This is a genomic window from Bradyrhizobium sp. CCBAU 11430 (assembly GCF_028128855.1).
GTDB classification, from domain to species: Bacteria; Pseudomonadota; Alphaproteobacteria; order Rhizobiales; family Xanthobacteraceae; genus Bradyrhizobium; species Bradyrhizobium ottawaense.
In genome coordinates, this window is record NZ_LBJV01000029.1 from 13,959 (window position 1) to 28,885 (window position 14,927).

Consider the following 14,927-nt stretch of genomic DNA (forward strand, 5'->3'; position numbering starts at 1 on the left):
ACGCGCGGCTGAATGTCGCCCTTGGCGGCAATCCTGACGCGAACCTGACGAGCAGTCGTGGTTAATCGCAGAAATCGTTCGATTTCGCTCTCGTGCGGCCATCCGCTACATTTTGTCACAAATTCCGCAACACCGTGGCGGGCTTTTTGTTCAACGCCAGCAGCGTGCCCGCGAGCCCGAGCCCGACGGTGACGACGAGCGCGGCCGCGACCACGCCGGCCGCGCTGCCGGCCTGCCAGACGAAACTCAGCGTCATCAGCCGCGTCACGATCATCCAGGCCGCGATGCTGCCGGAAATCACGCCGAATACCGCGGTCGCGAGCCCGATCAGGAGGTATTCGAGCGCATAGGCGCCGAGCAGCCGCAGCCGCGTCGCGCCCAGCGTCTTCAGGATCACCGCATCGTAGACCCGGTGGCGATGGCCGGCGGCGAGCGCGCCGCCGAGCACCAGGATCGCCGAGATCAGGGTCACGGCGCTGGCACCGCGGATCGCCAGCGCCAGATTGGTCACGACAGAGCCGACCGTCTCCATCACCTCGCGCACGCGTACGCTCGTCACCATCGGATAAGCGTCGGCGACCTGCTTGATGATCTTGCCGTCGCCTGCCGCAGTTCCGCCCGTTTCCGTCAGCGTCGCGATGTGGGTGTGGGGGGCGCCCTTGAAGGCGTTCGGCGAGAACACCAGAACGAAGTTGATGCCCATCCCCTGCCAGTCGATGGTGCGCAGATTGCCGATCTTGGCCGGGATGTCGCGGCCAAGCACATTGACCACGACCTCGTCGCCGAGCTTGAGGCCGAGCCCGTCGGCGATCTTCTTTTCCATCGAGACCAGCGGCGGGCCGGAATAATCGGCGCTCCACCATTCGCCCTCGACCACCTTGGAGCCTTTCGGCAGCTCGCCGGTATAGGTCAGGCCGCGGTCGCTCTGCAGCACCCACTCCGAATCGGTGGTCGGCTTGAGCTCCTCGGCGCGCACGCCGCGCGCGGCGACGATGCGCCCGCGCAGCATCGGTACGTTTTCGACCGTTGCGCCCGGCGCGATCCGGCGCAGATAACCGTCGAACTGCTCGGCCTGCGTGCTCGGGATGTCGATGAAGAAGAAGGACGGCGCGCGGTCCGGCAGTGCTGCCAGGAACTGCCGGCGCAGATTGCCGTCGATCTGGGTGATGGTGACGAGCACGGCGAGCCCAAGCCCCAGCGACAGCACCACCGAGGGCGTCAGCGCGCCCGGGCGGTGGATGTTGGCGATCGCCAGCCGCAGCATCGGCAGCCGCGTCCGCGGCAACCGCCTCGCGATGGCCATCAGCAGGGCGGCGATGCCGCGCAGCAGGGCGAACACGACGACCGAGGAGGCCACGAACACCGCCGCGATGCGCTTGTCGAATGACAATCCGATCACGACCGCGATCAGCAGCGCGATCACGACGGCCATGAACACGAGATAGCCCGCGCGCGGCCGATGCCATTCCGAGCTGATGGTGTCGCGGAACAGCGCGGCCACCGGCACGTCGTGGACGCGCCCGAGCGGCCACAGGCCGAAGGCGAGCGCGGTCAGGAGGCCATAAACGAAGGACAGCGCAAGTTCGTCGGCATGCACGGCCGGCACCACCGGCAGCGGCAGCAGCTTGCGGAACAGGCCGACGATCGCGAACGGCATCGCGGCGCCGAGCGCAAGGCCGATGATCGAGCCGATGCCCGCGAGCAGGAGAACCTGCGCGAGATAGATGCCGAACACGTCGCGCCCGGTGGCGCCCACGGCCTTGAGGGCCGCGATCACTTCGAGCCGGCGGTCGATATGGCTCTTCACGGCATTGGCGACGCCGACACCGCCGACCAGCAGCGCGGCAAGGCCGACCAGCGTCAGGAACTGCGTGAAGCGGTTGATGTTGCGTTCGAGCTGCGGCGAGGCGTTGGAGCGGCTGCGGATCTCCCAGCCCGCCTGCGGCGCGGCGCTCCGCGCGTCCGCGATGAAGGCTTCGGTGGCGCGCTCGTTGTTCGCCGTATCAGGCAACTTCACCCGGTAGACCCAGCGCACCAGGCTGCCGGGCTGGATCAGGCCGGTGGCGCGCAGGCCGGCCTCGCTGATCAGGAAGCGCGGTCCGAAGCCGATGCCGCCGGCGAGCTTGTCGGGCTCGGCTTCGACGGTCGAGCGGATCTGGAAGCTCGCGGAGCCAATGGTGACGCGGTCGCCGGTCTTGAGCGAGAGCCGCGCCAGCAGCGTCGGATCGGCGGCGGCGCCGAACGCGCCGTCGCGCTCTGCGAGCAGGTCGGACATCGCCAGCTGTGGCGCCAGCGTCAGCTGGCCCAGCATCGGATAGGTGTCGTCGATCGCCTTCATCTCGACCAGTGCGAGCTGGCCATCGGCCGCGCGCGCCATGCCGCGCAAGGTCGCGGCGGTCGAGACCGTGCCGCGCGAGCGCAAGAAGGCGACCTCTTCAGGTTTCGCCTCGCGCTGGAACAGCACGAAGGAGACGTCGCCGCCGAGCAGCGTGCGGCCCTCGCGGGCCAAGCCGTCGGAGAGGCTCGCCGACACCGAGCCGACGCCGGCGATCGCCATCACGCCGAGCGCGATGCAGGCGATGAAGACATAGAAACCGCGCAGGCCGCCGCGCAATTCGCGCAGCGCGTAACGCAGCGACAGTGCGACGCCGTTTGGCTTCGCGAACGGTTCGGCCGAGGCGCTCATGCCGGCGCAGACTGCGTGTCGATGCGGCCCGAACGCAGGCGGATCACGCGGTCGCAGCGATGCGCGAGCGAGGAATCGTGCGTGACCAGCACCAGGGTCATGCCGCGCTCGGCATGCTTGCTGAACAGGAGGTCCACGATCTGTTTTCCCGTGGCCTCATCCAGATTGCCGGTCGGCTCGTCCGCGACCAGGATGGCGGGATCCGGTGCCAGCGCGCGGGCGAGCGCGACGCGCTGCTGCTCGCCGCCGGAGAGCTGGGTCGGATAGTGATGCAGGCGGTCGCCGAGCCCGACCGATTGCAGCTCCTGCGCCGCGCGCGTTGCGGCATCGGGATTGCCGGCGAGCTCCAGCGGCACAGCGACGTTCTCCAGCGCCGTCATGGTCGGGATCAGATGAAAGGACTGGAAGACGATGCCGACCTGGCGGCCGCGGAAGCGGGCCAGCGCGTCCTCGTCGAGGGCATTGAAAGGCGTGCCCGATACCACCACCTCTCCACTATCAGGACGCTCCAGCCCCGCCATCACCATCAGCAGCGTGGATTTGCCCGAGCCTGACGGGCCGATCAGGCCGATCGTCTCGCCCGAGGCGACCCGCAAGCTGATATCCTTGAGGATGTGAACGCGTGCCGCGCCCGTACCCAATGAGAGATTGACGTTGGAGATGGCGATGGTGTCCGCCGAGGCGGCGGCGAGCGAAGAGGAATCTATGCGAGTGTCCATGGTCCGGTCATATGGCAACTCCGATGGCGCGGTCGAGAGGCGTTACGGATTGTTCATGCACATAGCCGTGTTGATGCTCGGTTTGATGACGATCGCGACAACGCCGTCGTTGCAGGCTCAGCCGGCGGCCAAACCGATCAAGCTCGTGGTCCTCGGCGATTCCTTGAGTGCGGGCCTTGGCCTCCCGGCCCAGGATTCGTTCCCGGCCAAGCTCAAAAAATCCTTGCAGGACAAAGGTATAGCCCTCGACATGACCAACGCCGGCGTGTCCGGCGACACCTCCTCGGGCGGCCGCGACCGGCTCGACTGGTCGGTCCCCGAGGGAACCGACGGCGTCATCGTCGAGCTCGGCGCCAACGACGCCCTGCGCGGCGTCGATCCCGATTTGACGCGGGCCGCACTGACCGACATCGTCCAGCGGCTGAAGGCGCGCAAGATCGCGGTGATGCTGTGCGGCATGCTGGCGCCGCCGAATTACGGCGCCGATTATGCCGCGCGCTTCAATTCGATTTATCCGGATCTGGCGAAGAAATTCGACGTGCCGCTCTATCCGTTCTTTCTCGAGGGCGTTGCGGCCGACGCCAAGCTCAACCAGGCCGACGGCATCCATCCGACTGCGGCCGGCGTCGACATCATCGTCGGCAACATCATGCCCACCGCGGAGGCATTCCTTGGCACGATCACTGAGCAACGCCGTTGAAAAGCGGGCAGCGCCAACCCTCATACCCAGGGTTTTACCGGGGTGAGGCGCGCGATGCTTCGCAGAGTCACACAACTGCGATAGGAATCAGGGTACCGGTGATTCGTCACCGGCTCTAAAATTTGGATATGGTCTGTCCCACGGATCATGCCCAAGCATCGGGAGTGCGAAACGATGCCGCGTTTGTTCACTGGTCTGGAAATCCCGGCCGAAGTCAGCCAGACGCTTTCCAATTTGCGGGGTGGCCTTCCCGGCGCCCGCTGGATCGATCCCGAAAATTATCACGTCACCCTGCGCTTCATCGGCGATATCGACGGCCTGTCCGCCAACGAGATCGCATCGATGCTGTTTCGCGTCGACCGCAAGCCGTTCGAGGTGAAAGTGCAGGGGCTCATGAGCTTCGGCGGCCGCAAACCGAGAGCAGTCGTTGCGACGATCGCGCCGAGCAAGCCGCTGATGGAATTGCAGGCCGAGCTCGAACGGATGATGCAGCGGATCGGTCTCAACCCCGAGGGACGCAAATACATCCCGCATGTCACGCTCGCCCGGCTGCACGATGCCAGCGATCGCGACGTCGCCGACTATCTCTCGCTGCGCGGCTACTTCCCGAGCAAGGCGTTCATGGCCGAGCGTTTTGTTCTGTTCTCCTCGCGCGCGTCCACCGGCGGCGGCCCGTACGTGGTCGAGGATGCCTACGAGTTGTGTGAGTAGGCGGAAAATCGAACGGTGCGGGTCGATCAATTTTGGCGATACGGCTCGCTGGGCCTCAGTATTGCTCTGTACCTCTGGTGCCTTTCCCTCGATGCTTTTTGCGCGCCTGCATGCCAGCGCGGATACGACATCTTGATCGCTGGGCCGTTCGGCCTGTTAGCGTCCGTCACGAATTGGACCTGGCTAGCCAACCCCGTCCTTTTTTCGGCATGGTTTGGTCTCGCAGTCGCGGACAGGATTTCTGACGCGAGATTCTTGGCATTCGGTGCCGGCCTGGCTGCACTCGTCATCGCGGCATCGTTCCTGCTTCAACGGGAAGTCATGATGAACGAAGCTGGCAACCTCAATCCCATCCGGGCCTATGGGGCCGGGTATTGGGTTTGGTTGTCGAGCATGGCCGTCTGCTGCGTCGGAGGCTGGCGACGGCCGAGCTTTCGGCGCGCAACAAAAATACGGGATGAAGCCCCTGCGGGTCTCTTCCGGCCGCTCTTGCCGAGGACGTCTACGAACTGTGTGAGTGGGGCCCGCACCTCGGCGCGTTATCGCAGCGGCGTCACGCTCGACCGGTTGATGTCGGTCTTCGCAAAGTCCTCGCCTTTGAACAGCAGTGGTTCGCCACGGGTCATGGCCAGCGCATAAGAAAAGCAGTCACCGTAATTGAGCGACGCGGCGTGACGCCCTTTTCCGAAACGCCGCCAGGCGCGCCGGGCCGCGTCGGCTTGCACGGCATCGACCGCGACGACCTCAGCGCCGATCTTGACGAGCCAGAGATCGAACTCGCGCCCGCCCGCATCGCCCAGCCGCGTCTCGATCACCATCGTCGCTTCAAGCACCGTCGCCGCGGAAATCAGGCGGATCGGATCGTCCACGATCAGTCGCTCCATATCCGCGGCATCGTCTTCGTCGAGCGCGATTGCCACGATCGCGGATGTGTCGATCACCATCAGCGGGGCAATCCATGATCGTCGTATCCGAGGATTTCTTCAGGCTTGCGGTCGTCCAGGACGCGCATCTCGCTCCAGCGCCGTCTGATCTCGGCAAGGTCTTCAAGCAGCGCGTCCTTGTGTGTTTGAGCGTTGAGCCGGCGCAATCGCTCCTCGATCGCGCGCTTGGTCGCAGTCGTGATGTTCTCCCCCGTCAATTGTGCCAGACTCCGGGCCAATTGCTCGGTTTCGGGGTCCTTGATGCTCAGCGCCATGCTCGGCTCCTTGGTTCCTAGATAGGTATATTCTACCTCAAGGCGCCGCAAGCTGGATTCTGACGGCCCGCTCGGCTGTCGTCCCACCGGGGCATCCGGCCGGTTTCCGCGAAAGAGGTCGCGCATAAGCCGTTGCGCCAATACGCGGTTGCAATTTCCGTCGGTCTCTGGCGGTAAAGGGCCATGCTCTCGCCCCCCAGTTCCCCCTTCAGCGACGCGTATCAGGCCCAGATCGCCTCCGGTGCGATCGAGCCGGACGCCGCGCAGGCCGAGGTCGCCGAAGCCTATGCTGCACTGGACCAGCGGCTCGCGGACTACAAACCGCAGCGCAAGCAGGGCCTGCTTGCCCGCCTGTTCAGCAGTGACAAGGATGAGGCGCCGCGCGGGCTCTACATCCATGGCGAGGTCGGCCGCGGCAAGACCATGCTGATGGATCTGTTCTTCCAGCACGCCTCGGTCGAGCACAAGCGTCGCGCGCATTTCTACGAATTCATGGCGGACGTGCATGAGCGCATCTACGACTATCGCCAGAGCATCGCGCGCGGCGAGATCGCCGACGGCGACGTCATCGCGCTGACCGCGAACGCGATCTTCGAGGAGAGCTGGCTGCTCTGCTTCGACGAATTCCACGTCACCGACATCGCGGATGCGATGATCCTCGGACGCCTGTTCGCGAAGTTGTTCGAGCTCGGCACCGTCGTGGTCGCGACCTCCAACGTCGCACCTGACGATCTCTACAAGGGCGGTCTGAACCGCTCGCTGTTCCTGCCCTTCATCAAGCAGATCACCGACCACATGGACGTCGCGCGGCTCGATGCGCGCACCGATTTCCGGTTGGAAAAACTTCAGGGCGTGCCGATGTGGCTGACGCCGGCGGACGCTGATGCGGACGCGGCGCTCGACCGCGCCTGGTCGCGGATGTCGGGCGGCGCCAAATGCCGCTCGCGCGACATTTCGATCAAGGGCCGCATCCTGCACGTGCCGTGCTCGGCCCATGGCGTGGCGCGGTTCTCGTTCACCGATCTCTGCGAGAAGCCGCTGGGGGCATCCGACTACCTCAGGCTGGCGCACGACTATCACACCATCCTGGTCGACCATATTCCAGTGATGGACCAGTCCCAGCGCAACGCCGCCAAGCGCTTCATCACGCTGATCGACGCGCTCTATGACAATGCCGTGAAGCTGATGGCCTCGGCCGACGCCAACCCGATCTCGCTCTACCTGGCCCACGAGGGCGTTGAGGCCATGGAGTTCAAGCGGACGGCGTCGCGCCTGATCGAGATGAGCTCGGAATCCTATCTGGCGCTGGCTCACGGCCGAAAGGATTCCACCGCAAGCGGCTCCACCAAGGGGCTGGTGGAGACTTAAGTCCTATTCCTGTCGAAGGTACCGCTGTCATTCCGGGGCGCGACGAAGGTCGCGAGCCCGGAATCCATCGCGCCACAAAGCTCTGCTGCCCGATGGATTCCGGGCCTGCGCCTGTCGGCGCATCCCGGAATGACGGACCGTTATGGCTGCTATCGCGCCAAGCCCGACAATTGGGCATCCGGCGACTTGAACGGGGGAGGCGAAAGGGATAACCACCCTCTCAGTTTTCCCCACCTTACGTGTCTAAAGGACAGGCTCACATGGCGCGCGACAAGATTGCTTTGATTGGCTCCGGTCAGATCGGCGGAACGCTGGCTCATCTCATCGGCCTGAAAGAGCTGGGCGACGTGGTGATGTTCGACATCGCCGAAGGCGTGCCGCAAGGCAAGGCGCTCGACATCGCGCAGTCCTCGCCCGTCGACGGCTTCGATGCCCACTACACCGGCGCGAACTCCTATGAAGCGCTCGACAACGCCAAGGTCTGCATCGTCACCGCCGGCGTGCCGCGCAAGCCCGGCATGAGCCGCGACGATCTTCTCTCCATCAACCTCAAGGTCATGGAGCAGGTCGGCGCCGGCATCAAGAAGTACGCCCCCGACGCCTTCGTCATCTGCATCACCAATCCGCTCGACGCGATGGTCTGGGCGCTGCAGAAGGCTAGCGGCCTGCCGCACAAGAAGGTCGTCGGCATGGCCGGCGTGCTGGATTCGGCGCGCTTCCGCTACTTCCTGGCCGACGAGTTCAACGTCTCGGTCGAGGACGTCACCGCGTTCGTGCTCGGCGGCCATGGCGACACCATGGTGCCGCTGGTGAAGTATTCCACCGTCGCAGGGATTCCGCTGCCCGACCTCGTCAAGATGGGCTGGACCTCGCAGGCGCGCCTCGACGAGATCGTCGACCGCACCCGCAACGGCGGCGCCGAGATCGTCAATCTGCTCAAGACCGGCTCGGCCTTCTATGCGCCGGCCGCCTCGGCGATCGCGATGGCCGAGAGCTATCTGCGGGACAAGAAGCGCGTGCTGCCCTCGGCCGCGTACCTGAACGGCGAATACGGCGTGAAGGACATGTATGTCGGCGTGCCCGTCGTGATCGGCTCCAAGGGCGTCGAGCGCGTCGTCGAGATCGAACTCGCCGGCAAGGACCGCGAGGCCTTCGACAAGTCGGTCGGCGCGGTGCAAGGTCTGGTCGACGCCTGCAAGAAGATCGCCCCCGATCTTCTCGGCCGCTAAGGGTCAAGCACTTCCCGCCGAAGCCCGAAAACCGGTCTTCGGCGGTTTCATTTCCGGGGCCCGGTTGTCGGGACAGGCCCCGGGTCGGCAGTCCAAAGATCGATGTCAAAGAATCCCGGTTGCAGTTCCTGTGGTATATGGTATGCCAGCCACAAGACTGAGGTGGGCCCTAGAGGTCACCGCCCGCGGGTTCAGGGAGCGACCATATGAATATCCATGAATATCAGGCCAAAGCGCTGCTGGGTGAGTTCGGCGTGCCGATCTCCAAGGGCGTGCCGGTCCTTAAAGCCGCCGACGCCGAAGCTGCCGCGAAGGCGCTGCCGGGTCCGGTCTATGTGGTGAAGAGCCAGATCCACGCCGGCGGCCGCGGCAAGGGCAAGTTCAAGGAAGCCTCCGCCGGCGACAAGGGCGGCGTCCGCATCGCCAAGTCGGCCGCAGAGGTCACCGAGTTCGCCAAGCAGATGCTCGGCGCCACGCTGGTGACGATCCAGACCGGCCCCGCCGGCAAGCAGGTCAACCGCCTCTACATCGAGGACGGCTCCGACATCGACAAGGAATTCTACCTCTCGATCCTGGTCGACCGCGAGACCTCGCGCGTCTCCTTCGTCGTCTCGACCGAAGGCGGCGTCAACATCGAGGACGTCGCGCACAACAGCCCCGAGAAGATCGTGACCTTCTCGGTCGATCCCGCCACCGGCATCATGGGCCATCACGGCCGCACGGTTGCGAACGCGCTGAAGCTCTCCGGTGATCTCGCCAAGCAGGCCGAGAAGCTCACCGCGCAACTCTACGCGGCCTTCGTCGCCAAGGACATGTCGATGCTGGAGATCAACCCGCTGGTGGTGACCAAGCAGGGCCAGCTCCGCGTGCTCGACGCCAAGGTGTCGTTCGACGACAACGCGCTGTTCCGTCACCCCGAAGTGCTCGCGCTGCGCGACGAGACCGAGGAAGACGCCAAGGAAATCGAGGCGTCCAAGTACGACCTCAACTACGTCACCCTCGACGGCAACATCGGCTGCATGGTGAACGGCGCCGGTCTCGCCATGGCGACGATGGACATCATCAAGCTCTACGGCATGGCGCCCGCCAACTTCCTCGACGTCGGCGGCAGCGCCAGCAAGGAGAAGGTCGCGGCCGCGTTCAAGATCATCACCGCCGATCCCAACGTGAAGGGCATCCTGGTCAACATCTTCGGCGGCATCATGAAGTGCGACGTGATCGCCGAGGGCGTTACGGCTGCGGTTCGTGAAGTCGGCCTCAGCGTGCCGCTGGTGGTCCGCCTCGAAGGCACCAATGTCGAGCTCGGCAAGAAGATCATCCGGGAATCCGGCCTGAACGTGGTGCCGGCCGACAATCTCGACGACGCCGCGCAGAAGATCGTGAAGGCCGTCAAGGGAGGCTAAGGCCATGGCTCAGGACCATCTCGCCGCATCATCTCCGCTTCCCGAGCACGCGCGCCTCGCCGCGTTCGCCGGCGAATGGGATGGCGAAGAGGTGGTCTTCCCGTCGCGCTGGACGGCGGGCGGGCCGGCAACTTCGCACGTCGTCGCGCGCATGGACCTGAATGGATTTTATCTGATCCAGGACAGTGTCCAGAAGCGCGACGGCCAGCAGATCTTCGCCACCCACGGCATTTTCACCTATGACCGCGACGACCGGACCTACAAATTGTTCTGGTACGACTCGCTCGGCTATACGCCGCCTTCGCCCGCTTCCGGCGGGTGGGTCGGCAAGACCCTGACGCTGGTGCGCGGCTCGCTCCGCGGCAATGCGCGCCACGTCTACGAAATCATCAATGAGGATTCCTACTCGTTGAAGATCCAGTTCTCGCCGGACGCGGAAGGCTGGGCCGACGTGCTCACCGGCGTCTACCGCCGCATCCACTGACCCTCTCACTCTGTTAGTTTCGCGAAAGCAGACCTCATGTCCATCCTGATCGACAAGAACACCAAGGTCATCTGCCAGGGCTTCACCGGCAAGAACGGCACCTTCCACTCGGAAGCCGCGATTGCCTATGGCACCAAGATGGTCGGCGGCACCTCGCCGGGCAAAGGCGGCGCGACGCATCTGGGCCTGCCGGTGTTCGACACCGTGCGCGATGCGCGTGAGAAGACCGGCGCCGATGCATCGGTGATCTACGTGCCGCCGCCGGGTGCGGCCGACGCGATCTGCGAAGCCATCGACGCCGAGATCCCGCTGATCGTCTGCATCACCGAGGGCATTCCTGTCATCGACATGGTGCGCGTGAAGCGCTCGCTCGCGGCTTCCAAGTCGCGCCTGATCGGGCCGAACTGCCCGGGCGTCATGACCGCCGGCGAGTGCAAGATCGGCATCATGCCCGCCAACATCTTCAAGACCGGCTCGGTCGGCATCGTCTCCCGCTCGGGCACGCTGACCTATGAAGCCGTGTTCCAGACCTCCCAGGAGGGTCTCGGCCAGACCACTGCGGTCGGCATCGGCGGCGACCCGGTCAAGGGAACCGAGTTCATCGACGTCCTGGAAATGCTGCTCGCCGACCCCAAGACCGAGTCGATCATCATGATCGGCGAGATCGGCGGTTCCGCCGAGGAGGACGCCGCCCAGTTCCTCAAGGACGAGGCCAAGCGCGGCCGCAAGAAGCCGATGGTCGGCTTCATCGCCGGTGTCACCGCCCCTCCCGGCCGCCGCATGGGCCATGCCGGTGCGATCATCTCGGGCGGCAAGGGCGACGCCGGTTCCAAGACCGAAGCGATGAAATCGGCTGGGATTACAGTGTCTCCGTCGCCCGCCCGCCTCGGCCATACGCTTGCCGAAAAGTTGAAAGGCTAATTCACTTCTTCGTACTTTTCCGGGCGAAGTTTCGCAGCAAATAGGGTAAAGGGTGCCTGTCGCGCCGAGCCTCTGCCGGGGAGCTCGGTGCCAGCGCCGTTTGTTATGCGCGAACCGAAATCGCCAGGAACTCAAGTATGTCTCGCCAGGACGCGAACGCAGCCTTTGCCTTGTCCTCCTTTTTGCAGGGCACCAACGCCACCTACATCGACGAAATCTACGCCCGCTACGAGAAGGACCCGTCCTCGGTCGACGCCGAGTGGCAGGAGTTCTTCAAGAGCCTGAACGACCAGCCCGCCGACGTCCGGAAGAACGCCGCTGGCCCGTCCTGGGAGCGCGCCAACTGGCCGCTGACCCCGCAGGACGATCTCACCTCCGCCCTCGACGGCAACTGGGCCGAAGTCGAGAAGGCGGTCGGTGCCAAGATCGCCGCCAAGGCGCAGGCGAAGGGAGGCGACAAGGGCGCCGGCCTCTCCTCCGCCGACCTGCTCCAGGCGACGCGCGATTCCGTCCGCGCCCTGATGCTGATCCGCTCCTACCGCATGCGCGGTCACTTCCACGCCAAGCTCGATCCGCTCGGCATCGAAGCCCCGCGCAACCGCGAAGAGCTCGATCCGCGCACCTACGGCTTCAGCGAAGCCGATTTCGACCGCAAGATCTTCCTCGATCACGTGCTCGGTCTCGAATACGGCAGCTTGCGCGAGATCACCGCGATCTGCGAGCGCACCTATTGCCAGACGCTCGGCGTCGAATTCATGCACATCAGCAACGCCGCGCAGAAGGCCTGGATCCAGGAGCGCATCGAGGGTCCGGACAAGGAGATCTCGTTCACCCGCGAAGGCCGCAGAGCCATCCTGACCAAGCTGGTCGAAGCCGAAGGTTTTGAAAAGTTCTGCGACACCAAGTTCACCGGCACCAAGCGCTTCGGTCTCGACGGCGCTGAATCACTGATCCCGGCGCTCGAGCAGATCATCAAGCGCGGTGGCAATCTCGGCGTGAAGGAGATCGTGCTGGGCATGCCGCATCGCGGCCGCCTCAACGTGCTGACGCAGGTGATGGGCAAGGCGCACCGCGCCCTGTTCCACGAGTTCAAGGGCGGCTCGGCCAACCCCGACGCGGTCGAAGGCTCGGGCGACGTCAAATATCACCTCGGCGCATCCTCGGACCGCGAGTTCGACGGCAACCGCATCCATCTGTCGCTGACCGCCAATCCCTCGCATCTCGAGATCGTCGATCCCGTCGTGCTCGGCAAGGTGCGTGCGAAGCAGGACCAGCACGGCGATCCGCCGGACATGCGCATCTCCGTCATGCCGCTGCTGATGCACGGCGACGCCGCGTTCGCCGGCCAGGGCGTGGTCGCCGAGTGCTTCGGTCTGTCCGACCTGAAGGGCTACCGCACCGGCGGCTCCGTGCACTTCATCGTCAACAACCAGATCGGCTTCACCACCTATCCGCGTTACTCGCGCTCCTCGCCCTATCCGTCGGATGTGGCGAAGATGATCGACGCGCCGATCTTCCACGTGAACGGCGACGATCCGGAAGCCGTCGTGTTCGCGGCCAAGGTCGCGACCGAGTTCCGGCAGAAATTCCACAAGCCCGTCGTCATCGACATGTTCTGCTACCGCAGGCATGGCCACAACGAGGGCGACGAGCCGGCCTTCACCCAGCCGGTGATGTACAAGCGCATCGCCGCGCATCCCTCGACGCTCGAGCTCTACGCTCGCCGCCTGATCGGCGAAGGCGTGATGACCCAGGGCGAGGTCGACAAGGCCAAGGCCGACTGGCGCGCCCGGCTTGATGCCGAGTTCGAGGCCGGCACCTCCTACAAGCCGAACAAGGCCGACTGGCTCGACGGCAAGTGGGCGGGCTTCAAGATCGCCGACCAGGAAGAGGACGCCCGCCGCGGCGTCACCGGCGTCGATTTGCCTGTTCTGAAGGACATCGGCCGCAAGATCACCAAGGTGCCGGATGGTTTCCGCGTCCACCGCACCATCCAGCGCTTCCTGGAAAACCGCGCCAAGGCGATCGACGGCAACGCGGGCATCGACTGGGCGACCGGCGAGGCGCTGGCGTTCTGCACGCTGCTGCAGGAAAACCACCACGTCCGCCTGTCCGGACAGGATTCGGAGCGCGGCACCTTCTCGCAGCGCCACTCGGTCCTGATCGACCAGGAGGACGAGAGCCGCTACACGCCGTTCAACCATCTCGGCAACGAGCAGGGCCATTACGAGGTCATCAACTCGCTGCTGTCGGAAGAAGCCGTGCTCGGCTTCGAATACGGCTACTCGCTCGCCGAGCCGAACACGCTGACGCTCTGGGAAGCCCAGTTCGGCGACTTCGCCAACGGCGCGCAGGTCGTGTTCGACCAGTTCATCTCCTCGGGCGAGCGCAAATGGCTGCGCATGTCCGGCCTCGTCTGCCTCCTGCCGCACGGCTATGAGGGGCAGGGACCGGAGCACTCCTCGGCGCGACTCGAGCGTTACCTGCAGATGTGCGCCGAAGACAACATGCAGGTGGTCTACCCGACCACGCCGGCGAACTACTTCCACGTGCTGCGGCGCCAGCTTCATCGCGAAATCCGCAAGCCGCTGATCGTGATGACACCCAAGTCGCTGCTGCGTCACAAGCGGGCAGTGTCGCGCATCGAGGAACTTGCGAAGGACACGACCTTCCACCGCATCCTCTATGATGACGCCCAGATGCTGCCGAACGAAGCCGTCAAGCTCGTTCCGGACGAGAAGGTCCGCCGCATCGTTCTGTGCTCCGGCAAGGTCTATTACGACCTCTACGAGGAGCGCGAGAAGCGCGGCATCGATGACATCTATCTGATGCGCGTCGAGCAGCTCTATCCGGTGCCGCTGAAGGCGCTGGTGGCCGAGCTGTCGCGCTTCAAGAAGGCCGAAGTGGTGTGGTGCCAGGAAGAGCCCCGCAACATGGGTGCCTGGCACTTCATCGAGCCCTATCTGGAATGGGTGCTGAACCAGGTGAACGGCGTGAGCCGGCGTCCGCGTTATGTCGGCCGCGCCGCTTCCGCCGCGACCGCCACTGGTCTGATGTCCAAGCATCAGGCGCAGTTGAAGGCGTTCCTGGACGAAGCACTGAGCTGAACTTTCTTAACTGCGTCATGCCCCGCTCGGAAGAGCGGGGCATCCAGTAGGTCGCGACTGCGAACGTCCCGGCTCGCTGGATGGCTTGCTTTTCGCGGGCCATTGACGACCGACTTATGACCGCACCGGCGATCCCTTAAGGAAAAGACCATGACTGAAATTCGTGTGCCGACGCTCGGCGAATCCGTCACCGAGGCCACCATCGGCCGCTGGTTCAAGAAGGCCGGCGACCCCGTCGCCGTCGACGAGCCCTTGGTGGAGCTCGAGACCGACAAGGTCACCATCGAGGTCCCGGCGCCCTCCGCCGGCACGCTGAGCGAGATCATCGCCGCCGATGGCGCCACCGTCGCGGTCGGCGCGCTGCTCGGCCAGATCACGGAAGGCGCCGCAGGCGCTGCCAA

Annotated in this window: 13 protein-coding genes; 9 read left to right on the forward strand and 4 right to left on the reverse strand. The window is 64.8% G+C overall.

Annotated elements, in window-relative coordinates; genetic code table 11:
- Window positions 1–115 precede the first annotated feature (115 nt).
- Both XI04_RS08610 and XI04_RS08615 read right to left on the reverse strand, forming a co-directional pair.
- Window positions 116–2,686 (reverse strand): ABC transporter permease, encoded by a 2,571-nt coding sequence (locus tag XI04_RS08610; protein WP_271610679.1) that lies wholly within the window; start codon window positions 2,684–2,686, stop codon window positions 116–118.
- Window positions 2,683–3,405 carry an ABC transporter ATP-binding protein gene (locus tag XI04_RS08615; protein ID WP_028139226.1) on the reverse strand — a complete coding sequence of 241 codons (723 nt, stop codon included), beginning with the start codon at window positions 3,403–3,405 and terminating at the stop codon, window positions 2,683–2,685. Before XI04_RS08615 ends, XI04_RS08610 begins: the two co-directional genes overlap by 4 nt.
- A gap of 55 nt (window positions 3,406–3,460) precedes the next feature.
- Between XI04_RS08615 and XI04_RS08620 the strand changes: the two genes are divergently transcribed.
- Complete coding sequence (locus XI04_RS08620) at window positions 3,461–4,105, forward strand: arylesterase (protein WP_212477416.1); 645 nt, start codon at window positions 3,461–3,463, stop codon at window positions 4,103–4,105.
- A gap of 174 nt (window positions 4,106–4,279) precedes the next feature.
- Complete coding sequence (thpR, locus tag XI04_RS08625; protein WP_028139224.1) at window positions 4,280–4,816, forward strand: RNA 2',3'-cyclic phosphodiesterase; 537 nt, start codon at window positions 4,280–4,282, stop codon at window positions 4,814–4,816.
- Window positions 4,817–5,355: 539 nt separating this feature from the next.
- Here the strand turns inward: thpR and XI04_RS08630 are convergent.
- Window positions 5,356–5,760, reverse strand: a complete 405-nt coding sequence (locus XI04_RS08630; protein WP_271610678.1) for a type II toxin-antitoxin system VapC family toxin — start codon at window positions 5,758–5,760, stop codon at window positions 5,356–5,358.
- Complete coding sequence (locus XI04_RS08635; protein ID WP_028139222.1) at window positions 5,760–6,014, reverse strand: type II toxin-antitoxin system VapB family antitoxin; 255 nt, start codon at window positions 6,012–6,014, stop codon at window positions 5,760–5,762. Before XI04_RS08635 ends, XI04_RS08630 begins: the two co-directional genes overlap by 1 nt.
- A 183-nt stretch (window positions 6,015–6,197) precedes the next feature.
- On the opposite strand from XI04_RS08635, the gene zapE reads away from it, so the two are divergent.
- The 7 genes from zapE to XI04_RS08670 all read left to right on the forward strand — a co-directional run.
- Window positions 6,198–7,382, forward strand: coding sequence for a cell division protein ZapE (zapE, locus tag XI04_RS08640; RefSeq protein ID WP_271623579.1), 1,185 nt, complete (start codon window positions 6,198–6,200; stop codon window positions 7,380–7,382).
- Window positions 7,383–7,642: 260 nt separating this feature from the next.
- Window positions 7,643–8,611: a malate dehydrogenase gene (mdh, locus tag XI04_RS08645; protein ID WP_008145224.1), complete on the forward strand. Its 969-nt coding sequence runs from the start codon at window positions 7,643–7,645 to the stop codon at window positions 8,609–8,611.
- Between the two features lie 206 nt (window positions 8,612–8,817).
- The gene (gene sucC / locus XI04_RS08650) at window positions 8,818–10,014 is read left to right on the forward strand and encodes an ADP-forming succinate--CoA ligase subunit beta (protein ID WP_038949870.1); all 1,197 of its coding nucleotides are present in this window, start codon (window positions 8,818–8,820) and stop codon (window positions 10,012–10,014) included.
- Between the two features lie 4 nt (window positions 10,015–10,018).
- On the forward strand, window positions 10,019–10,498 hold the full coding sequence (locus XI04_RS08655) for a DUF1579 family protein (RefSeq protein ID WP_038949871.1): 480 nt from the start codon (window positions 10,019–10,021) through the stop codon (window positions 10,496–10,498).
- A 36-nt stretch (window positions 10,499–10,534) separates the two neighbouring features.
- A complete protein-coding gene (sucD, locus tag XI04_RS08660; RefSeq protein WP_028139218.1) occupies window positions 10,535–11,419 on the forward strand; it encodes a succinate--CoA ligase subunit alpha in 885 nt (294 codons plus the stop codon).
- A 137-nt stretch (window positions 11,420–11,556) separates the two neighbouring features.
- Window positions 11,557–14,526 carry a 2-oxoglutarate dehydrogenase E1 component gene (locus tag XI04_RS08665; RefSeq protein ID WP_038949872.1) on the forward strand — a complete coding sequence of 990 codons (2,970 nt, stop codon included), beginning with the start codon at window positions 11,557–11,559 and terminating at the stop codon, window positions 14,524–14,526.
- A 150-nt stretch (window positions 14,527–14,676) separates the two neighbouring features.
- Window positions 14,677–14,927 (forward strand): biotin/lipoyl-containing protein (locus XI04_RS08670; RefSeq protein ID WP_333915095.1); only part of this gene is annotated, 251 nt, incomplete at its 3' end.